Origin of the sequence: Pseudoalteromonas sp. T1lg24, from assembly GCF_002964745.1 — a bacterium.
GTDB classification, from domain to species: Bacteria; Pseudomonadota; Gammaproteobacteria; order Enterobacterales; family Alteromonadaceae; genus Pseudoalteromonas; species Pseudoalteromonas spongiae.
Window position 1 is genome coordinate 1,505,272 of record NZ_PQCB01000033.1, and the last position, 23,299, is coordinate 1,528,570.

Annotated in this window: 13 protein-coding genes; 5 read left to right on the forward strand and 8 right to left on the reverse strand. The window is 38.9% G+C overall.

Going from position 1 to position 23,299, the window contains the following annotated elements; genetic code table 11:
* The gene (hisG, locus tag C2M30_RS18950; RefSeq protein WP_010559139.1) at positions 1 to 900 is read right to left on the reverse strand and encodes an ATP phosphoribosyltransferase; all 900 of its coding nucleotides are present in this window, start codon (positions 898 to 900) and stop codon (positions 1 to 3) included.
* 1,067 nt (positions 901 to 1,967) lie between these two features.
* On the opposite strand from hisG, the gene ppk1 reads away from it, so the two are divergent.
* From ppk1 to C2M30_RS18970, 4 genes are all read left to right on the forward strand, one after another.
* A complete protein-coding gene (ppk1, locus tag C2M30_RS18955; protein ID WP_105172882.1) occupies positions 1,968 to 4,037 on the forward strand; it encodes a polyphosphate kinase 1 in 2,070 nt (689 codons plus the stop codon).
* On the forward strand, positions 4,037 to 5,536 hold the full coding sequence (locus C2M30_RS18960) for a Ppx/GppA phosphatase family protein (RefSeq protein WP_105172883.1): 1,500 nt from the start codon (positions 4,037 to 4,039) through the stop codon (positions 5,534 to 5,536). Before ppk1 ends, C2M30_RS18960 begins: the two co-directional genes overlap by 1 nt.
* A gap of 54 nt (positions 5,537 to 5,590) precedes the next feature.
* Positions 5,591 to 5,809: a hypothetical protein gene (locus tag C2M30_RS18965; RefSeq protein WP_010559143.1), complete on the forward strand. Its 219-nt coding sequence runs from the start codon at positions 5,591 to 5,593 to the stop codon at positions 5,807 to 5,809.
* 237 nt (positions 5,810 to 6,046) lie between these two features.
* The gene (locus C2M30_RS18970; protein ID WP_105172884.1) at positions 6,047 to 6,436 is read left to right on the forward strand and encodes a TFIIB-type zinc ribbon-containing protein; all 390 of its coding nucleotides are present in this window, start codon (positions 6,047 to 6,049) and stop codon (positions 6,434 to 6,436) included.
* A gap of 301 nt (positions 6,437 to 6,737) precedes the next feature.
* Here C2M30_RS18970 and C2M30_RS18975 read toward each other — a convergent pair whose 3' ends face one another.
* The 4 genes from C2M30_RS18975 to C2M30_RS18990 form a co-directional block, all read right to left on the reverse strand.
* On the reverse strand, positions 6,738 to 8,420 hold the full coding sequence (locus C2M30_RS18975) for a hypothetical protein (protein WP_105172885.1): 1,683 nt from the start codon (positions 8,418 to 8,420) through the stop codon (positions 6,738 to 6,740).
* Between the two features lie 130 nt (positions 8,421 to 8,550).
* Entirely contained in the window at positions 8,551 to 10,023 is a 1,473-nt protein-coding gene (gene dgt, locus C2M30_RS18980; RefSeq protein WP_105172886.1) for a dGTPase, read from the reverse strand.
* A 204-nt stretch (positions 10,024 to 10,227) separates the two neighbouring features.
* Positions 10,228 to 16,500 carry an Ig-like domain-containing protein gene (locus tag C2M30_RS18985; RefSeq protein WP_105172887.1) on the reverse strand — a complete coding sequence of 2,091 codons (6,273 nt, stop codon included), beginning with the start codon at positions 16,498 to 16,500 and terminating at the stop codon, positions 10,228 to 10,230.
* Positions 16,501 to 17,589, reverse strand: coding sequence for an OmpA family protein (locus tag C2M30_RS18990; protein ID WP_105172888.1), 1,089 nt, complete (start codon positions 17,587 to 17,589; stop codon positions 16,501 to 16,503).
* A gap of 431 nt (positions 17,590 to 18,020) precedes the next feature.
* Between C2M30_RS18990 and C2M30_RS18995 the strand changes: the two genes are divergently transcribed.
* Complete coding sequence (locus tag C2M30_RS18995) at positions 18,021 to 18,293, forward strand: HU family DNA-binding protein (protein ID WP_010559147.1); 273 nt, start codon at positions 18,021 to 18,023, stop codon at positions 18,291 to 18,293.
* A gap of 206 nt (positions 18,294 to 18,499) precedes the next feature.
* Here the strand turns inward: C2M30_RS18995 and ilvN are convergent, their stop codons facing one another.
* The 3 genes from ilvN to C2M30_RS19010 form a co-directional block, all read right to left on the reverse strand.
* Positions 18,500 to 19,000 (reverse strand): acetolactate synthase small subunit, encoded by a 501-nt coding sequence (ilvN, locus tag C2M30_RS19000; protein ID WP_010559148.1) that lies wholly within the window; start codon positions 18,998 to 19,000, stop codon positions 18,500 to 18,502.
* Positions 19,000 to 20,724: an acetolactate synthase 3 large subunit gene (locus tag C2M30_RS19005; RefSeq protein WP_105172889.1), complete on the reverse strand. Its 1,725-nt coding sequence runs from the start codon at positions 20,722 to 20,724 to the stop codon at positions 19,000 to 19,002. Before C2M30_RS19005 ends, ilvN begins: the two co-directional genes overlap by 1 nt.
* 425 nt (positions 20,725 to 21,149) lie before the next feature.
* Positions 21,150 to 23,204 (reverse strand): alpha/beta hydrolase family protein, encoded by a 2,055-nt coding sequence (locus tag C2M30_RS19010; protein WP_105172890.1) that lies wholly within the window; start codon positions 23,202 to 23,204, stop codon positions 21,150 to 21,152.
* Positions 23,205 to 23,299: the final 95 nt, after the last annotated feature.

Here is a 23,299-nt window from a genome sequence, read left to right on the forward strand (position 1 = left end):
TTACTCCATCATCTTTTCGATTGGCATTACAAGAATCGAGCTTGCACCTTTTTCTTTTAATGCTTCCATGGTTTCCCAGAAAAGCGTTTCACTAGAAACCATGTGCAACGCAACTAAATCGTCAGTGCCGGCAAGTGATAATACGGTTGGTTTGCCGGTGCCTGGTAACAACTCGCAAATTTCGTCTAATCCCGCTTTAGGCGCGTGAAGCATAATATATTTACTTTCTTTAGCTTGGCGCACCGCTTTTAAACGAGGTAGTAAAGTATCAAGCAATGCTTGCTTTTGCTGGTTATCCATTGAAGGGTTTTGAATTAAACAAGCGTTAGACTCTAAGATGGTTTCGCCTTGCAAAAGACCATTTGCTTCGAGTGTCGCACCCGTTGAAACCAAATCACAAATCGCATCGGCAAGGCCTGCACGCGGCGCGACTTCAACTGATCCTGAAAGTAGCACAGTCGATGCGTTGATCCCTTGATTTTTAAGATATTGCTTTAAAATCTCAGGGTAGGTAGTCGCAATCTTTTTGCCTTCAAACCAACTCAACGGCAACTGACCTAACTCTTGCGGCCAGGCAAGTGCAAGGCGGCAGTAACCAAAATCGAGTTTTGCAAGTTTAGTAACCTCGGCATTTAGACTTTGTGCAGCACGTTCAGCTTGGCTTTCAACGAGAACGTTTTCGCCGACGATACCTAAATCACACACGCCGTCCATTACCAACCCAGGGATATCGTCATCACGTACTCGTAATACGTCAATTGGCATGTTTGTAGCGTGTGCAATTAGGCGTTGTTCACGTAAATTTAGTTTAACACCTAGTTGTTTAAGTAGGTCTTGGCAGTCTTTTGATAAACGCCCTGATTTTTGAATCGCAATGCGTAGACGGTTGTTATCACTCATTTTCTCATTCCCAATATTTAATTCTAATAATACGTTAAATTTAATTTGGGCTATAAAAAAGCCCGAGGTTGTCCTCGGGCTCATTTTTGTTGATTACCAGAGGACATATTTTCGGAATAGCCCTCCAGCGAAATACCTGAAAGCTACTCCGTTGTATGATGGTGATGAATAGTGTTCAGTATATTTAGCATGATATAAACCTTTTGAATAATAAGCCTGTTTGGCTTTTGTATTTATAGAAAAACATGAATTTTAATGCTTTGCAATAAAAAATAGCATCTAAATTGTGAATACTATATTTCAAAAAATAAAATACGCATAAAAACAAAACCTTAATCTTGTTGGTTGACGTTTTAAAATTAGCTTGTATAGGCCTGTATATACAAGTTAAATTGTCATTTTTAGGGTGTTTTGGAGATTAAATTGGTCAAGGGGGTGTTTTGTCTTGTTTGATGGTTTATGTTTAACCTGACGACAAAATTAGTCGAATAATTAGTATCAGATTTGATTAAGAAAGCAGCTTATCAAAGGGAAAATTATCAGCACTGCAATTTTAATGTACTCAATAGCTAATACATTCATGTTGAAAGATAATTAAAGTAATATGAACATTTTAAATGCAACAGAAACTCCCTAATTAAAAATAAAAGTATTAGGTCAAATTACGCTTGTTTTATTAAAATAGTGTTTAATTTATCACTAGGGCTTAGCGTAAAGCGCAATTTGGACTTAGTTTGTTTGATTGGTTATAAAATAGCCGTTTCAACAACAGCGTTAGATTAGTTAATTGAGGTTAGATGTGAGTAAAACTTTGTGTGAATGGAAGCGCAAAGAAATTGAGCAAAAGCTAGAAAAGCTAGCGGCGTTAGTTAATACCCCTCGCTTTGTCTGTAAAAAGTGCGCGCGCTGTGCAAATGACAAAAAGAGTTTATGTAAACCCATGCCATTATAAATGGATTTTATTGGACTCGTTTGGCGCGTTTTTTAAGTTACTGTTAACACGTAATAATTGTGCAATAAAAAATACATAAACTAATCTATAAGTTAATTGCATAAATTAGTTTTACATGGAAATGGAATCTAATATCTCGGCGACGCCGTTATATTTTGAAAAAGAATTAAGTTGGTTGTCTTTCAACGAACGCGTGTTACAAGAAGCAAAAGATCAAACTAACCCGATTATTGAGCGGATTCGCTTTTTAGGCATATTCTCTAATAATCTTGATGAGTTTTTTAAAGTACGTGTTGCCGATGTTAAACGCAGAATTTTACTCGATGAAGTTAAAAAGCTTCCTTCTACGCACATTCATTTACTTTCCGAAATTCAAGAAAAAGTACTCAAGCTCAACGAGAAGTTTGACGATATTTACCAACAAATTTTAATCGATTTAGCGCGTTATAATATCTACATCTCAAAGCCAGAACAGCTAGATGAAGCTGCACGAGCATGGTTAAGCGAGTATTTTATAAATAATGTGCTCGATCACATGACGCCAATTAAAGTCAGTGACGCACCAGAGAAAAAAATCCACCTAAATGATTCGTGTGTTTATATATTGGTTTCGCTTAACGGTGAGCGAGAGCAATATGCAGCACTTGAAGTGCCACAAACCATTAATCGCTTTGTCATTTTACCTAGCAAACGTAACAAAAAAGATAAGCACATTGTCGTAATAGATGACTTAATAAAGTACTTTTTGCGCGATATTTTTACCGGGCTTTATAAGTTTGATGAAATATCAGGTCACGCGTTTAAACTGACGCGCGATGCTGAGTACAACCTTGATGATGAAGTAGACGAAGGTTTACTTGATAAAATGTCTAAAGGGTTAAAACAACGCTTAAACTCTGAGCCTACACGCTTGGTATATGACGATGATATGCCCGAAGCAATGCTACGAATTTTGTGTAAAAAATTGGGTGTTAAACAATATGATTCGACTATTGGTTCGGCACGGTATCGTAATTTTAAGGACTTTATCGGTTTTCCTAATGTTGGGCGTAAATACCTTGAAAACCGTCCATTACCGGCTTTAAAAAATAAAGAATTTAGCCTGCAAGATAATGTTTTTAAAGCGATTAGTCTTGGTGATATTTTGCTTTATTATCCCTATCATACCTTTAATCACCTCACGGAATTTTTAAGACAAGCAAGTTACGACCCAAAAGTGACGCAAATTAAGATCAACATTTACCGAGTTGCAAAGCACTCACGTGTGATCAGTGCGCTACTCAACGCGGCGAGAAATGGTAAAAAAGTAACTGTGATGGTGGAGTTAAAAGCGCGCTTTGACGAAGAAAATAATATTGAATGGTCTCGATTGTTAAAAGAAGCGGGCGTAAAAGTAATATTTGGTATTCCAAGTTTAAAAGTACATTCTAAATTATGTTTGGTGTACCGTAAGGAAAAAGGTGTGATTGAAAAGTATGCGCACATTGGTACTGGCAATTTTCATGAAAAAACCGCAAATATTTATACTGACTTTAGCTTGTTTACTAAACATTCTGACCTAACTCGCGAAGCCACCGATGTTTTCCGTTTTATTGAATACAGTTACAAGTCGTTTAACTTTGAACATTTAATGGTTTCGCCAGTAAATGCTCGTGAAAAAATCTACCAACTAATCGACAGCGAAATTAGCCAAGCAAAGTTAAAGCAACCAGCTGCAATTACGCTTAAGGTCAATAACTTAGTTGATACAGGCTTGGTTGATAAGCTTTACGAGGCGTCGACCTTTGGGGTGCAAATTCGCATTATCGTTCGCGGCATGTGCAGTTTAATTCCCAATATTAAGGGGATTTCAGAAAATATTCGCATTATCAGTATCATCGACCGATTTTTAGAGCATCCTCGAGTCATGGTTTTTCATAATTCGGGTGACGAAAAGGTCTATATTTCGTCGGCAGATTGGATGACGCGAAACCTCGATCATCGAGTTGAAGTGGCGACACCAATTTACGATAATGCGTTAAAACAAATAATAATTGATATTCTTGAATTGCAATTTAAAGACCGTGCTAAAGCGCGGTTAATCGACTCGAGCCAACGCAACCATTACGTTCGTAGAGGCAATAAAATGAAGCTTCGCTCTCAAATTGCAATTTATGATTACCTGAAAAAGCGAGAAAACTCTTAATGAAAAGCACTGCAACAATTGCTGCGTTAGATATTGGTTCAAATAGTTTCCAGTTGATTGTTGCAAGGCAAATAAGCGGCCGTTTAGAAATCTTACACAAAGAAAAACTAAAAGTTCATTTAGCTGAAGGGTTAGACGCAGCCGGCAATTTAAGCGATGACGCGATAGTCAGAGCTGAAACTGCATTAAAAGAGTTTGCGACAACGCTGCAAGGGTTTAACGCAAATCACGTAAAAATTGTAGCAACATACACGGTACGAAAAGCAAAAAATAAATATCACTTTATTCAACGTGCGAAAAAAATCATTCCATTTAATATTGATGTAATTTCTGGATTGGAAGAAGCACGATTAATTTACCAAGGCGTTGCTAATTATCGTGTTGATAACGATACAAGACTGGTGATAGATATTGGCGGTGGCAGCACCGAGTTTATTGTTGGTAAAGGACCCAATACGCATCAGCTTGCTAGCCGAAGCATGGGATGTGTTACATTTCAGCAATTGTTTTTTGCTGATAATAGTATTTCACATGATAGTTTTAACCGTGCCATTGTTGCTGCGAGCCAAGAAATTGAGCCTATTCTTAATGCCTATCAAAACACCAATTGGCAGTGCGCTATTGGTACATCGGGTAGCTTTAAAGCAATTTTGAGTATCGTACAGCACACACTCGTTAATGACTCAGAGCATGATCAAATCACATTATCAGACTTAAACGTAATCAAACATAAGTTGATTTCGTTTGGCGATATTAAACATATCGAGTTGCCTGGGCTGGGTGACGAGCGTAAGGGTATTATCTGTTCTGCTGTTGCGATTGCCATTGCGTGCTTCGAGTTACTCAACATAAAGTCGTTAACGTATTGTGATTTTTCATTACGCGAGGGTGTATTACACGAGTTAATTAATTGCAGCGACAATCATAACCTAAAGCAGCAAAGTATTGATAACTTCGCCCAGCGTTTCGACTGTGATAAAAGTCAATCTAGTCGTGTAAAAGCGATGCTTACTTGGTTGTTTGAACATGCAAACAAAGGTTGGAATGTAACCTTGCAATTGCAGAAAATCGTTTTTTTTGCTGCAGACGTCTATGAAGTAGGCTTAAGCATAAGTTCGTCTAACACTCGTAAGCATTCAGCTTACATAATCGCGAATAGTTTACTTCCCGGTTTTAGCCAAGAAGAGCAGCAGCTGTTAACCTTACTAGTGCGGAATCATCGAAAGAAATTAAAGTTAGAGTCTGAACAGCTTGAATCAAACACAGATTTTAAAGAATTTATACAAGCGATTTCTATCTTTAGATTAGCACTGTTGTTTACACAAAAGCGTCAATGTGACTTTGTTAAAATTGACCAGATCAGGTTTTTGGAGCACTCGATAGATGTAACGTTTGAGCAAAATTGGTGGCAAGAACAACCTCTATTACAAGCCGACTTCGAAAAAGAAGCTATGTTACTGGAACCCCATGGCATCAACTTAAATTGCTTAAACCGTTAATATTAAAGCAAACTATAACCTAGCCGATATATAGGTAAGTTCTAGGAGTAATGTATGGATATTTTAATCCCATTTTTGCCGCGTATTAACACTGTGCACCCAGTGGACAAATCTACCTTATATGTCGTTGGCGTGAGCGACAATAAGACTACAAAAGTGCGTCTTAAAAAGAATGAGGCGACTCTGTCCGAACTTAAAAAACAAAAAGAAGATACGACAAAAGAAAGCCATACAAGTGAAGATGATGAGGAGCATATTGACACTTGGGCTTGATTCTCACCTAAGAGCTAATGTTTTAACACCGCCTTTAGTCTTATTAATACGCGCAAAAATTGCTGAGAACCGATAAAGCTATCTGTAGGGTGCTGGTTTATTGAAAGTGGATTTACCATAACACCCAGTACATCCTACTTAGCCAATCAACACTGAAATACACCCTTTAACACATAAACGCCCCGGCTTTGTTGAGGTTCTAATACGCTTCTAAGTCAAAAGAGTGGGGGACAAAATATGCGTTGTGTGTGTAAAGAATGTGATTTACAGGTGTGGAAAGGCTATGGGGAAATAGGGTTTGGTTGTAAATGCGGTTATTCATGGTTACCTGAAAAGTACTATGCTGCGCTTGATGGTAAGGGAAGATTTAACTTTAGCGCTTTTTCAACGCATTTAAACACAACTAAAGGTACAGCAAGTAAACACGCTTGCCCGCAATGTTCAAATACACTTGTTGATAAAAACTTGGATGAAATAACACTTACACATTGTGAGAATTGCAAAGGCGTTTTGTTTAACCTTACGCAATCCCAAGCTTTTTTTAAATATTATAAATTACCTAACTATGATAACCGTGCGTTATACATGCTAAGTGATTTGCCATTTATTGCGCTTTTGTTTAGTTGAGGTGTAAAGAACACATCATACTGAATAATTGTGAAAGTTCAAAACGGTGCTAATGCGTTAAACGCTTACATTTTTCACACCAAAGATATGCGAAGTACTGTTTATTACAAGAGGAAAGTAACCTTACGAGGAACTCAAAAAAAGGCCCAATCTTTGAGTAATTCGGAATCTTTATAAGCTGGGCCTTTAGGGTTTAATTATTTACCTTTGGTCGGGGTGGTAAACAGTCGAGCGATAATATATCAGTAAGCTCGGGCCAAGGTTTGTCATAAGCTTGTCAAATTGTGAAAAAGTGTAGCATCTAACTTGCTTTCAATATTTTCGCATTGTCGACGCAATTAAGCCAAACTAGACCAAAACCGATTATATAGTTCTCAAGCTTATATTGCCTTATTTGTGAAATTAGCGTCGCTTTGTCTTTATCATCAAGTCCAAGTAAATTTACGGTTGCTAATAACACGCTTTGACTAACTTCTGAATAATCATATTGGTACATAGGTTTAGAGCGCTTACCAAAATGCCCGTTTAAACCAAGCCGGCTGATTAACCCTGGGTATTTTTGTCCAAGTGTTAAACCGCGGTTTAAAGGTTTATTCGTTTTATCCCAAGGTAATGCAGCAAGTTTCGGCGATAAATCAGATATTAGTTTGCGATGAAAAGCACTGTGTAATTTGTACTTGGCAGGTAGATTCAACATGGTACACACGACCTCATCATTTAAAAATGGGTGTGTGCGATTATAGTAACTGTCGAGTAATTGCTGTCCAGCGACAACCATTCGCTGGCAACGGGCTTTTAAGTAAAATTGATCTGCCTGCTTCGCTGCATCGACATATTTACAGATGTGCGCTTTCATAAAGTCGTTAACCGTTTTTTCTATACTTACACTGTCTTTTAAAAGTAGTTGAGCGATTGGCAACGTTTGTTTTGTTAATTCTTCACTAATATAACGTTTGATGCGAGGCACTGTATACTTGTTAAGTGAGCTTTGCCCAAAGAAACGAAAACCAGGCATGCCTCGGTCGTAGTAAAACGCACGATACGTTTCTGCGCCCGTACCGGTTATAATTGTTCGACCTCGGGTTTGGTTTAATAGTTGCTCGTCGATTAACGCATGCGCATGGTGAAACGGGACTTCTCCAATGCTTGCGTTGGTAATTCTTTTTATCGTTTGTATATCAAAATTCGTGGTTGAATTTTTTGAATGGAACAGTTTCAAATTACATGCATTAGCAAGCTTAATCGCATACTGAACATCCGTACTATTAATTTCGCCATAACACAGTCCTTCGGGTTTCAAGTTCAAAACCTCACATGCAGACAATATAGCGCGAGAATCGAGACCGCCTGACAATGACACTAACGGGTAACTATCGTTTTTGAAGCACTTTCTTACTGCTTCGATAAACGCATCTTTTGCATGGCTATATTTGGTGGTTTTGTTTAAACATTTAACATATTGCGCCTGTATTTTTTGTTTCTCAAGTGTGTGGTTGTTAAGGTTAACCTTAATCAGAGATTCACCAGTAAAATGTTGGGTGTGCTTAATTATACAATCGCTGTTAAAAAGCTGGCCCAGTGCAAGCAGGTTACGCAAGGCTGTCTGATTAAATTCAACGTTATCTTCTAAGCAATTGATTAGTGCAGTTCGCGAGCTTGCAATAATGGTATGTTGTTGATGCTGATACACCAGTAACGGAAACGTACCAAATTCATCACTTGCGGCGTAAACTATGCGGGTTTCTTTATTAATTAGGACCCAAGAGCGACCGGTATAACACTTTTTTAGTCCATTCAGTAGATCAGCGGTTATTTGCCTGTCTTGATTTCGATAGGCAACATCACCCCAAATATAAATGTCGAACAGATGTGTCGAATGACAGGTTGAGGCAAGGCTAGTGTTAAAGTCGGTGATATTTGCTTGAAACCATTCGCCAATTTCGTTTCCAATAGATTTTGCTACGTTAAGACTAAATTGCGCCATATCAGGTACTCAAATAATAGTTTTCTTTATCTGAGCAATGAATGTGCCTTAGTTAATCCATTGATTTTTAATGAATACTAAGGCAGATTCAGGAAGCTTTCGCATTATGCGACGCAATTTAAGTTTAAATCTACTCAATTACCATTAGTTTTCGGTACGTATCATAGGCAAATTGATCTGTCATATTGCCGATAAAATCTTGTATTAAACGTGCACGATAATAAAACTCGTAGATTGGGTCGTTTTGTTTCAACGCATCTAATGTATCGACCGATTTTTTATATACGGACAGATATTTCGATGAAATTCGGTTTAGTAAGCGCGATTCAACCGAGAAATTAAATTCACCAGCGAGTAGTTTATTAAAGTCGTTCTGGGAATAGTCGAGCAAACACGCATATTCGTTAAGCAACGTAGTAATAATCTTGTGTCCTTGTAATTCAAGCTGCTGTACTTCGTGATGACAAAATACATATTTAAACGCTACTGACTTAAGGGCTTTAGTAATCGCATGTTGATAGCTATTATCTTCTAAGAGAGAGGCATTAAAGCTACCATGGAAAATTTCTTCAATATTATCGCAAAATCGAATTGCACTGTGTTTTACTAACGGGTGGAGCAAGTTAACGCGCAGACGAATGAAGAAATTGTTTTCGATATTGTAATCGTGTTTTTGTGCGTAATCGTAGGCATGTTCGCACTTACGCTGCATAAATGAGTTAAGTTCATCTTCATTAATATTAAACTGTGATAGTACATTGCGGTACTCTCGGTCTAATACGTCTATTAAGAAAGGGATGGAGATTAATCCTTTTTCTACTGCATCCTCTATGTCAGCTAAACAGTATGCAATATCGTCTGCGGCTTCCATAATGTAACTGGCAGGATGGCGACGACCTAACTCTATGCCAAGTTCGCCACAAAGCGTTTCAATAAATTCACTTTCACTAAAGTAATAGCCAACTTTTTTCATTAAATACTGTTTATTTACTGGCACTTGCTGTTTAGGCAATGTGCCACAACGTGTGTATTTTAAGATACTGGCTGTTTGACAATAGGTTAGGTTAAGCGCAAATAAGCTGTGAACATTTCTTATCGCCTGTGCATTGCCTTCGTAATGACAAAGTTCGTGTAGTATCGATTGCGTAGGTGAAAGAGGGGTATCTTCACCCATATTTTTAGAAAATGCGTGCTTTGAAAGCGGATGAGCCTTTAAGTATTTAGTAAACCAAGCATTTATCGCGGCTTCACCAAAATGACCAAACGCAGGATTACCGATATCGTGCATCAAGCACGCCATTTCAACTAAACTTTCTAATTCACGCTCAAGAGGCTTTAACCCGTATTGGGTTAGCTGGATTTCGCTCAGTGTATTAAATATGGTGTGTACAATAAATCGGCCATTTTGTTGCACTTCGAGAGAGTGGGTGAGACGTGAACGAACGGCAGCATTACGCTCAAGGGGAAATACTTGTGTCTTTTGCTGTAATCTTCGCAATCCTGAGCTATTTATAATACGTCCACGATCGCTCTCAAGTGCGGTTTTTGTATTGTTCGTTTGATTCAACGGACGTTTAGCATTTATTTTTTGTTTGAAATCCATAGCGATATCGTTTTTCTGTTTTTTACAATTTAACACTCAGGCAAAACGGATTCTAGCGTGTTTTACTTGGTTCACTTAATGTTCAGTTTGATTTTGGCATGATGATGCTAACTTAAAGCCTAAAAGATGATTTTAAGTTTATATCCCGAGTATTTATGAGTTTATGAAAAGCAAAAACCCGCTGGGCTAGCGGGTTTTTTATTTTTAGTATGTCACCGTTAAATCTACTTCATGTACGGTGAATGATCCATTTCCATTATCTAAACGACACTCAACTTGATTTGTACCTGTCGATTTTGCAGATATATAACCACTTGAACTTAATTCAACGATGTCTGACGAGAATCTTAGCTGCCAGTCAGCTTGTGTCGTTACATCAATTCGCTGCTGAACACTTGTGTCTTCAATCAATACGTAAACGGCGTAACACGCCAATTGTTGGGATTGACCCACTCGCATATTAATTGGTTCAGGGTTTACTTCCATATAATAAAGCGAGAACTCAGAAACGGTTAGTTTAGCTTCACCTGAAGTGCCATTGGAGCTTGCGATAACGTTAGTTACGCCACGTTGCTTAGTCGTTACTTTACCATTGCTTTCGTTAACGGTAGCGATTGAATCATCTTCAATCGTCCAATTTACCGATTCTGTGATATCAAGCTCAGTGCCGTTTGCGTATACCCCTTTTGCGGTATATTGGATTGTCTGTGACTCGGGAACAACCTCATTAGCAGGCGAGACAATTATCTCTTTAAGTTGTGATGCATATACTTCGACATCGGCTGTATCACTCATCCCTGCATAGTTAAACAGTAATTCTGTGTTTCCGGGGCTTACACCTACTACAAAGATATTTGGGCCTTGCGGGTTCACAAATGCTATGGATTCATCAGCCATGCGCCATTGACCATCTTGTGTTACATCGAGTGTATTGCCATCAGAAAAATCAGCGTAGGCTTTTGCTTTTACTTCAGATTTACCATCGGCACTGACGTGAACCGAAAATGAAGTTGGGTCAATATACACATTTGACAGAGTTGGGCCAGTAACGGTTACAACGGTAGTATCAAACTCTCCCTTAAACATCGCTTTGATTTTCGATGTACCAACCGCAATTGCGCTTGCAGTTCCGCCTTCTGCGCCTGTCGGCACGATAGATACCACCGAGGTATCAGACGATGTCCAAGTTGCCTGTGTTGTCACATCTTCAATATGGCCAGAAACGTAAGCTGCAATTACCTTAAATCGACCTATTGTTTCAATTGGCACTTCTGGGTCGTTAGGTGATATTTCGAGATATTCGACTGGATCATCGAATACATTTAGTTGAGTCGAGCCTGTTTGACCTTGGAATGTTGCATTAACCTGTGTTGTGCCAATTAATGTACCATTTACGAGACCTGGGGTTGAAATGAATGCCAACGAATCATCATCAATTGTCCAATCACTGGTATTGGTAACGTCAATTAAATTCGTAAAATCATTGTCATATATAGCGTAGGCACTGAGCTGACGAGAACCGTTAACGTAGACATTAACATTTGCAGGCTCAATCACAATACCGGTTAATTGTGGCGGTAGTGCTAACACAGTTAGTTGACCATTACCCGTTAGCCCAGCATAAGTGGCAGAAATTCTAGCAACACCATCATTATTACCGGTCGCGAGACCGCCGTCTGCTCCTGAGGTAATAACTGTTGCAACGCCTGTATTATCCGATTTCCATGTAGCAAGTGTTGTAACATTGGTAAAAGAACCATCAGGGTGAATTGCTTGTGCTTGAAAATTAAAGGTTTCACCTTCATTAATTTGTTTTAAGAATGGTGTAACAGATATACGGTCAATTGCTTTGCCTGTCACTGTGATATCTGCAAGAGCAATTTTACCTCTATATTCAGCTTGTACTTGGGTGTAACCTTGCTGATTCGCTGTTACTAGACCCGACGTTGAAACCGTAGCAATCGAAGTATCACTAATTTGCCAATTTGAACTGTTAGTAACTTCGAAACTTGTACCATTAGAGTAATTTACGAAAGTTTTAAATTGTTTTGTTTCACTTACATTGAGTTCAGCGCTAACTGGCGAAATAGTTAATGAATCGATAACTGCGGCTGTTACTATAAGCTCACCTGTAGACGTCAGCCCCTGATAATCAGCTTGAACGGCTGTAGCACCTTCAACTAGTGTTGCAAATAAACCATTACCATTATGAACTGCAATCGATTGTTCTAAAGATTGCCAATTTACCAATTTAGTAACATCAAAGTTACTTGAGTCACTGAAATAAGCATGCGCTTTGAACTGTATTTCTGAACCAGCAGGCGTCTCTTGAGGGGTAGGATAAACAACAAGTCTTTCAATAATAGCAGGACCAACAGTCAGGTTAGCGTCATTCGATGTAATACTGTTATAACTAGCAGTTATTGTTACATCACCTTCAGCATTACCAGTTGCTAACCCCACAGCATCAATCGATGCAATACTAGTATCATCACTAAACCAGGTTGCAAACGTGGTAAGATCTTTGTTTGATGCGTCAGTATAAATACCAAATGCCTGATACTGTACTTGACCACCTACATAGGTTGTTTTTGTAACTGGTGATATGTTGATGGATACAAGCTCAGCATCTGTAACGGTAACTTCAGCTGTTCCTATCATACCGTCATAACTCGCACTAATCTGAGTAGTGCCAACAGCCTGGGTCCATGCGAAACCAGCATTAGCACCTATTGAATCGACATTCGCAATTGATGAGTCATTAGATTGCCAAACGGCAAGAGAAGTAACTTTTTCACTGTGTCCATCAGAATAAAATGCCTGTGCATCAAATTGACCTTGTGTACCGAGTGGTACAGAAACTGTTGCAGGCGTCACTTGTAGTTTTGTAATAACGGCATCAGTAACAGTAATTTCAGCACTATCAGACATCCCTTCGAATGTACCTGTAATTTGGGTTATACCTTTACTATTAGCTTTAGCAAGACCTTTGTTATCAATACTTGCAATTGTTGACGTTGTGGCAGACCAATCAGCAGATAAAGTAACGGAAATTTGTGTTGCGTCAGTATAATGAGCAACTAATTCAAATTGAGTAGTTAAACCTATTGGTATTGAAGTCGTTTTAGGTGTAATTACAACATTAACAAGTTCTGCATTTATAACTTCAACCGCTGAAGTATCAGTCATACCATCAAAGCTTACCTCAATAATTGTATTTCCTTTATCGTTTCCCGTTACAAAGCCACCTGTTGTTATATTACCAACACTCGCAACTGAACTGTCGTCACTAATCCAAGTAGCAAGTGATGTAACATCCTTACTCGAAAGGTCAGTATAATATGCTGTTGCTTTTAATTGAGTAGACGTACCTTTAGCGATAATATTTGCTTTAGGGCTTACTTCAAGGTGTGTGATAACCGCTTCATTAACTTTGAGTGCTGCTGTTGCTGTTTTTCCTTTTACATTTGCACTTATCGTTACGGAGCCTTGTAAATTCCCCCTTGCTAACCCGGTATTTGAAATAGAAGCAATTGTATTATCACTGCTTTGCCATGTTGCTTGTGCTGTTAGATCGCGGGTTGAACTGTCGGTATAAATACCCAGTAAATTATATTGTTGCGTAGTGCCAGCTGGAATACTTGCAATTTCCGGTGATATAACTAAGGTAACAAGCTCAGCATCGGTAACCGTTGCATTAGTTTTACCGGTTTGACCGTCAAATTGGGCTGAAATTTCTGTGGTCCCAACATTTTCACCAAACGCGAGGCCTGGGTTTACTGAACCTGTTTCGATAGACACGATACTTGCATCTGCCGATTGCCAAAGCGCTTGAGTTGTCACATCTTTTATTGTTTTGTCAGAATAGATAGCTTTAGCAGTGTATTGTCCTTGGCTGCCTTTTGGTTTTTTAATATTTACTGGTGTGACTTGTAGCTCAGTGATAACTGCCTGTGTGACTGTTAGCACACCAGAATCATTCATGCCTTGATACTGACCAGTAATATTTGTTTGACCTGCAGTGTATGTTGTAGCTAAACCTGCAGTATTCATTGTTGCGACAGCGCTTGCGCTAGAGATCCAACTGGCTGATGATGTTACATTATTAGATGTGCCGTCAGAATAGATTGCACGAAGGGTATATATTTGATTAACACCAGCTGCAACAGTTGCAACTTTTGGCTCTAACACAACTTGGTCAAGTATAGCTTCTGTGACGGTGATTAACGCGTCATCTTTCATTCCGTTATAAGTGGCTGTTACGGTTGTTTGACCAATTTCTAATCCATATACCAATCCACCACTAGCGCCTGAAGCTGTCACAGCTGCAATACTGCCATCAAATGATTTCCACGTTGCGATTTGGGTGATATCTGCAGATGTCGAATCTGTATAGTAGGCTGTTGCTGTTAACTGACCTCTATGGCCTTTAGCTATTTTTAAAGAAGTGGGCATCACTGCGATATGGGTAATCTCTGCAGAAGTAACGGTTAGTTTTGTAGATACTTGTTGATCTTGAACTGTCGCAATAATGTTAACGCTACCGGTATTTGCACCGACTGCGATTGAAGGTGAGGATATATAGGCAATATTGTTATCACTTGATTGCCAAGTTGCTTGACTAGTTAAATCTTTAAAACTGCCGTCAGTATATTGACCTATAACTTCATATGATTGGCTATTACCTTTTGCAATAGTTGAATTAGATGGGCTTATTACTAAGGAAACAAGATCAGCTTCTGTAATAGTTAGCGAGGTACTGTCTATAAGTGATTCAAAGCTAGCCGATACATTTGTTTGCCCTACAGATTTACTAATTGTATAGCCACCATTTAGGCCAGAGGTTTCGATGGCAGCAATGTTTGTATCACTAATTTGCCAAGTAGCAATGTTCGTTACATCTACTGTGTGCCCATCAGTATAGTGTGCTGTCGCGGTATATTGGCCTTCTGTACCAAGTGGTACTTGTGCATCAACTGGGGTAATAACCAGTTTTTCTGATACAGCTGCGGTTACAGTAAGTGAAGTACAAGCTTGTTTATCTAAATAATTAATACAGATTTGGGTAACGCCAGGGGTATAAGTCTTTGCGATACCAGATTGGGCACCAGTGAAGCCAATATTAGCTATTTCTTGTTCAGAACTTGACCAAACACCTAACTGAGTAACATTTTGTACAGATTCATCAGTAAAACGAGCATAACCGGAATATGAAACATGGGTACCTAAAGGCGTTATATAATTAATAGGTGTTAATGTCAGTTCAACAAGTTCAGCATTCGTTACTTCAACAGAAGTGTTGGCTCTGAGGTTTGCAAATTGAGCTGAAACGGTGGACTTACCAACACTGGTAGCAATTGCATAGCCAGCGTCATTACCATTTGGTGAAATTAAACCAATGTCATCCGCTAAACTCCATGAGCTGCTAAGGGTTACATCTTCAACGTGACCATCACTGTAAAGTGCTTCAGCTTTATACTGGCCTTGAGTACCCAAGGGAAATACACCATCTTGAGGTGTAATTAATAAACGTTCTGCAACAGCATCTGAAACAGTCACAGAAGTTGAGTCAGTTAAGTGAATATCTTCATAAGCAAAGGCTGCTGAAATAGACGTTGAGCCAACACTTGCAGCATTAAACACTTGTGTTCTATTAAATTGACCAATTGTATCGTCTTCAATTTTCCAGCTTGATTGCAGTGTTACATCTATAGACTGTCCATTTTTAAGAATTAAGTTCGCTTGATATTGTGCTTGTGTACCAAGAGGGAGTCGTTTATCGATAGGTGTTATCACAAGTGACGAAACAGGGCTATCAATAATCGCAAGTTGACCTTGGTTTTCGAGTGACTTAAATATAGCTCTGACATAAGTAATACCTGTTTGTTTTGCAACTACAGAAATAGAGTCTGAATCGTTTACTTGGATCTCAGCTAGTTCAGCGTCTTGAATTTGCCAGTTAGTAGATTGTGTTACATCAAATCGTTGACCACTTTGATAACGCGCATATGCACGGTACTCTGTCGTTAACCCTACTAGTGTTTGATGCTGCAGTGGCGTAACATCAAGCCCAATTAAATCAGCATCATTGACGGTTAAGGCAGTGTCATCTGATACGGTGACACCATTACTTGCTGAATAACTTGCAGAAACAGTTGTGGCTCCAACGCTAACCGTTGTTGCCAAACCAGAGGCTGTAATTGTTGCAATAGAATTTTCAGCGATTTGCCAAGACGCACTGTCAGTAACATCATGTGTCGAGCCATCACTCAAGGTGACCATGGCGGTGTAGTTTATATCAACTTCAGTAGGCACAGTGACATTATCAGGCGTAACGACGAGTGCAACGGGGTAGGGATCACAGGGATTATTATCACCACCACAATCACTTTTAGGGAGGCCAGAATTATCACCACCACAAGCACTGAGCAGTAAAAATGCATTTAGGGTCAATAAAAACTTAACAAACTTAGCCATTTACTGAACCTCTTTATTAATTCTAACTTCAATTTCTGACGATGTGACTACTGCACGACGATTATGTTTTCGATGATCTTCTGTATCATTATCCATAATGGGGTGAGTTTCACCAAAGAATGCAACTGTAATTCTGCTTTCGTCGATTCCATGATTTGCTAGATAATTTTTTATCGCTTCAGCACGTTGTTTTGAAAGCCGGTTGTTATATTCAGCTGAGCCTTTACTGTCGGTATACGCTTTGATGGTAATCTGAGTTGTTGGGTAGCTTTTTATATGTGTTAAAAACTCATTAAATTCAGTTGAGGGCACAAAATAACTACTATCGAATGCAAATAAGGTAGTAATTGATTGTTCTGCCACTACTTTTGTTAGTTCTTTAACCGCTGGTATTTGAATGGATTTTTCTTTTGTAGTTTGCTGAGGTTTTGCAGCAGGAACGATATGCTGTGGATCAGTTTGTTTTTTACGTTTAAATTGATATGACAAGCCTAGCCAACCAATATGGCCATTACTGCTCCCAATTTTTTGGCTACCTAAGTCATTTATATATTGATAGGTTAAACGCGCTTGCCAGTTTTCAGCAAAATTGTATTTCAAGCCGAGTGATGCTGTAGTGGTAAAACCATCATCTTTACGCTTTTGTGAAGGTGATTGTGTTTCACCATACCAATTAAGCACACCTACTTTTGCGAATGTGTAAAAATTATCACTCAGTTCTAAATCATAGCCAATCGCAGCATCCCATGCTTTAATTTCTCCTTGGTAAGGTACATTAATACCACTTTCAAAATACGTTGCATTTACATCACCTAAGTCTATCAAGGATGATTCAATGAAATAATTGTTTTTAAATTGATACCCAATTAAACCACTAAACGCTGTGTCACGTTTATCACAATTAACTGCCCAAGGCTCGCAACCGTGTTGATAACGAATTGAGCCAATTTGAGCGCCAAGGTAAATAAAGTCACTTTCGAATTGTTCGTGCTTTGCCAAATCTTTATTTGCTAGTGCGTGAGAAGTATGACAAGAAGTTAAAAACAGGGTGATAACCGATAACTTCCATTTACTAGTGAGAATTGTCATTACGAAATCCTAATTAATCCTTTTAAGTCTATTTTTATCAGTTAATTGTTTAAAAACAAAACAAACTGCAACATTTTTTAAAATTTAATACTATTTTTTCAACCTTTTTTGATCTCGATGCGACTAAGTAATAAATACTCAATATCTGGGATGATAAAAATGGATTTAAGTTACTTTTTAGCAAACTATGCAGACCTTCTAAGCCTATTACTTTCGCCGGTTGTAAGCCTATGGCTTTGTTTTATCGCAACACAATTACTCGTAAAGTCTAAGCAGCAGGCCGTTTAAGCAACAAGATCATTAAATTACTAACTTAAAATCAATTTTTTTGGTGATTTTGCTTAAAAAATGACAAATACGTATTGCCAAGCCAGAAAAAATGCATAACTATAGGGTCTGCAAAGGCAAAATAATAAAGATAGGAATCTATAATGAACAAAGCACAATTAGTTGAAAAAATCGCTGCGGACGCAGAAATTTCTAAAGCAGCAGCAGCTCGCGCATTAGACGCATTCACTGGTGCAGTGTCTACATCATTAAAAGACGGTAACTCTGTAGCGCTAGTTGGTTTCGGTACTTTCTCTGTTAAAGCACGTGCAGCGCGCACAGGCCGTAACCCACAAACTGGTGAAGAAATTCAAATCGCTGCAGCTAACATCCCTACTTTCAAAGCAGGTAAAGGTCTTAAAGACAGCGTTAACTAATTTGTAAAAGTTATCATCCCAATAACTTTAAAAAGGAGCGTTAAGCTCCTTTTTTATTGTCTGTTATTCAACTGTGACTTAAACCCATCTGGTAATTATTCGATAAAATGGTGCTGGGTAGAAACATGCTAACCAGGCTGAACCTGCAACGTAGTTATTTACATTGAATAATCCAACCTAGTTTGCAAAACAGCGTAATTTCCTATTTACTTTGGTCTTAACGCTTTGTCGCCACGACTTAAACCAACTGCGCCAGATCGCACAACCTCAATCACCTCAGTTTCATTTTTTAAGGTATCAATAAAAGATGCGAGCTTGTCAACTGCGCCAACTAACTGCAGTGTGTAGGTTGTTTTACCCATATCTAAAATTGATGCACCGAAAATATCAACCACACGGGTTACGGCCGCACGTGTTTTCTCTTCATGAGCCATCACTTTAACTAACAATAACTCACGTTCAATATGACTTGCATCACTCAGGTCAATCACTTTATGTACATCTACTAACTTATTAACTTGCTTAGTGATTTGTTCAAGAATACGGTCATTACCTGTGGTGGTTATTGTGATGCGCGATAATGAGTCATCATCAGTTGGACCCACAGTTAAGCTGTCAATGTTGTAGGCGCGCTGCGAAAATAAACCAACAATACGTGATAGGGCGCCTGGCTCATTTTCTAAAAGAATGCTTAAAATATGACGCATTATGCTTTTACTCCTTTTTTCAGCCACATCTCATCAACTGAGCCATGACGAATTTGCATTGGGTACACGTGTTCATTTTCATCTACATTGATGTCGATAAATACCAGTTTGTCTTTATGGGAAAATGCTTCTTTTAACTTTTCATTAAGTTCGCTTGGGTGGTCAATGCGAATACCAATATGGCCATAACTCTCTGCGAGTTTTACAAAATCAGGCAGGGATTCCATATAAGAACATGAGTGGCGACCTGAATAAATCATGTCTTGCCATTGGCGTACCATGCCAAGTGATCGGTTATTTAAAGACACTATTTTTACTGGCAAGCCATATTGCATACAGGTTGATAATTCTTGAATATTCATTTGAATCGACCCATCGCCGGTAACACATACTGATTCTTTTTCAGGAAAAGCGAGTTTTACTCCCATCGCTGCAGGAAAGCCAAAACCCATAGTGCCAAGGCCACCAGAATTAATCCACTGACGTGGTTTTGCAAAAGGGTAGTGTTGTGCAGCAAACATTTGGTGCTGACCCACGTCTGAACTAATATAGGCATCACCCTTGGTTACTTCGTAGAGCGCTTTAATTGCGGCTTGTGGTTTAATTTTCTTTGAGTCATTTTCAAAACTTAAACAACGCTGTTCGCGCCAATTATTAATTTGTCGCCACCAATCTTCTTGCGCAGCGCGGTCAATTTGAATCTCGCTTTTACTAATCGCACTTTGCAATTGTGCAAATACAGTCGCAAGATCGCCAACAACCGGTATATGACAGTGAATGGTTTTAGAGATAGACGTTGGGTCAACATCAACCTGCACAATGGTTGCGTTGGGGCAAAACTTCTTAACATTGTTCGTTACGCGATCGTCAAAGCGTGCACCTAATGCAAGAATAACATCGGCATTTGCCATTGCTTTGTTTGCTTCCAAATTACCGTGCATGCCAAGCATGCCAATAAAGTTAGGGTGTGTGCCTGAAATACCACCTAATCCCATAAGGGTGTTGGTACAAGGCGCATTCAAGCTTTCAACTAGCTCTGTTAATTGCTCTGATGTATCTGATAATACAACGCCGCCACCTGAGTAAATAACAAGGCGTTTAGCATTTAAAATAGCCGATGCTGCTTTTTTGATTTGCTTTGGATGACCTTTGGTATTGGGGCTGTACGAACGCATCGATATGTCATCTGGCATAATGTAATCAAACGCAAGTGCCGGATTCAATATATCTTTTGGCAATTCCACAACAACGGGGCCAGGTCGACCTGACGCAGCAAGATAAAACGCTTTTGCTAGGGTTTCTGGGATCTTTTCTGCATCACGACAGTTAAAGCTGTGTTTTACGATTGGACGTGAGCAACCAACAATATCCGTTTCTTGAAAGGCGTCATCGCCAATTAAATTGGTGGGTACTTGGCCAGATAAAACTACCATTGGAATTGAATCCATATAAGCAGTTGCAATACCAGTAACGCAGTTAGTTGCACCAGGCCCTGATGTGGCAAGTACAACGCCCACTTCACCTGTTGCGCGCGCAAAACCATCGGCCATATGTGTCGCTGCTTGCTCGTGACGCACTAAAATATGATCAAGCTCATTCTCGGCAAATAGGGCATCATAAATATCTAATACGCTACCACCGGGATACCCAAAAATATATTTAACCTTAAGTGCTTTTAACGCTTTAACAACAAGCTCAGCACCAGACATTTTATTACTGTCCATCCTCATTCCTCTGTGCAGTAGATAAAAAAAACCCCCGCTAGTTGCGGGGGCTTATTAAATTCAGTATGACAAAATTAACTAATAGCTCCCCGCTGGCGACTTAATTAAGACCAGGACGAAGACTGTTAGTAGAAGAAATAATGTCATTTAAATTTGCTCTAAAAATTGATTAACGTATTTGTATTATTTTTGTTAACCGTTGTCAACGGTGAATTCTTCAATTGACATAAATAATTCATTATTATCAGTATTAAAATTAAAAATGTGGTTTTTCTGGTTATCTTTGATTGCCGGTGAATTGAAAATGCAATCTTTTGAAAGTGTATACAATAATTTGTTATTACTGAATTAGTACGTTAATTTATGTCGGAATTTTGTACATAAAAAAAGGCCCAATTAGGGCCTTTATTCAAATAGGAAAATAATTATTTATTTTCTTCTTTTTTCGCTTTTAAATTTGCTGCGTGGTCAATCTTGTACTCTGGCATTTCAGTTTTACCATTTAACAAGTAGTTATCCATCCAACGCATTAAACGTAGGCTGTAATCATATTTAGCAGCCATACGCTTGTTACCGTGACCTTCGCCTGGGTAGTAAATTAAGCGTACGTCTTTACCTTGTACTTTCATATAACGGTAAAGTTCCATTGATTGTGCTGGGTGAACACGAGGATCGTCTTTACCGTGCATGATCAATAATGGTGTTTTAGATTGACCAGCCCAATAAATAGGTGAACGCTCTAAATACCATTGCCATTTGTCCCAAGGGTAAGAACGCGCGTGTACTAGGTGCATTTCGTTCGAAATGTCAGTAGTACCAAATTTTGATAATTGGTTAGTTACACCAACAAACATTACCGATGTTGCAAAATGTTCAGTGAGTTTTGTAGCAGCCCATGCTGACGCATAACCACCGTACGAACCACCTGTAATACCAACGCGTTTAGTATCAACTAAGCCTTTATCGACAAGGTGTTGCTTGAAACGAACAAGATCGTTGAACTCTTCGCCTGCATAGTCATTTTGACCAAGTTTAGAGTAGTCAACGCCTTTACCTGTCGAACCACGGTAGTTAGGGTACAGAACTGCGTAACCACGTGCAGCAGCTACTTGACCAGGACGAGAGTAATTAGTTACCCACCCATCTTTGTCGTGACTTTCAGGGCCACCGTGAACCGACATAATTAGCGGATAACGAGTACCTTCTTGATAATCTAATGGATAAACAAGTACGCCATCTAAACGTGTTCCATCTTCGGCTTTGAACGAGATAGTTTCTTGTTTAGCTAGACGTTTGTCGTTTAACCACGCGTTTGAATCTGATACGCGAATATCTTTTTTACCACGTAGCATAAACGCTTCAGTCGGGTGTTTACGTGAGTGACCCGCAAACGCAACTGTCTTATCTGAATCTGAAATAGATAAACGGCCAGCAATTAATTTACCGCGTTTAAGCTTGGTTTTGTATTTACTTGAGCCCGGCTTAATTGTTGCGATAAAGCTCTCAGTATCAATTTGCGCAACGAAATGCAGGGTATTTGACTTATTTGCCCATTCGAAATCGCTGATGTGGCCTTCAAAATTAGGTAACCAGTTTTCAATTTTACCTGATTCTGCATCTGCCAAATATAAGCGGCCTGTTGCTGGGTCGTGCTTGTCTTGTGCACCAAGAATTGCAACATACTTACCATTTGGTGAAAATTCAGCTGCGCCTAATTTGCCTTCAGTTGCAAATGAAGTAACTACTTTTTTGCTCGAAAGATCAAAGATATGCCATGTTGATTTCATGTACTTATCGTCGATAAGTGCTGAAGGCTGTGTTTTAACTAGTAGCTTTTTAGCATCACTTGACCAGTTAACATCGCTTACGTATTGATCAATTCCTAACCCTTCAAGGGCGATTGGCTTTTCGTTTACAGCTAAATCAACAACCATTAATTCTGCAGTTGTTAAACCAAGCTCATAAGTTTCTGCTTTAAAGCCTAATTTTGCCAATTCTTTGTCTGTTTTCGGTTTAGCAGGCTTTGCAATTATCGCAACCTGTTTGTTGTCTGGACTTAGGTCATAAGACGAAATAGACGTGCCTTTTAAGGCAATTACTTTTTGCCATTGACCACCATTTACCGGAATGCGGTAAAGGGTTTTAAATTTGTCTTCTTTAAACTTTGCTAAGAAGTAAACAAACTTACCGTCCGCAGAATACTCAAGACTTGAGATATTTACTTTACCAGTAATGAAAGGGCGCTCATTACCTTTAGCGTCAGTAAGATAAAGTTCGCTGTAGTTAAAACCATCTTTTTCGACATAAATTTCACGTGGCACAGAGCGGGTAAATGCAACTGCATCGCCATCTGGGCTAATTGCAGTTTGGCCAACTGATTGGATTTTTGTTAAATCTTCTAGTGTTAGTGTGTCATTAGCAAAGGCAGCGCTTGTAGATAAACCTAGCGCGACAGCTAATGCTGATTTGATTAGTTTCATTGTGTCCTCGTTTACTGATTGTCAGCGGGTAGTAGTCTAAAATGACGAAAGTAAAAGGCAAGAAAATGCGATAAAAAAAGGTGACTTACGTCACC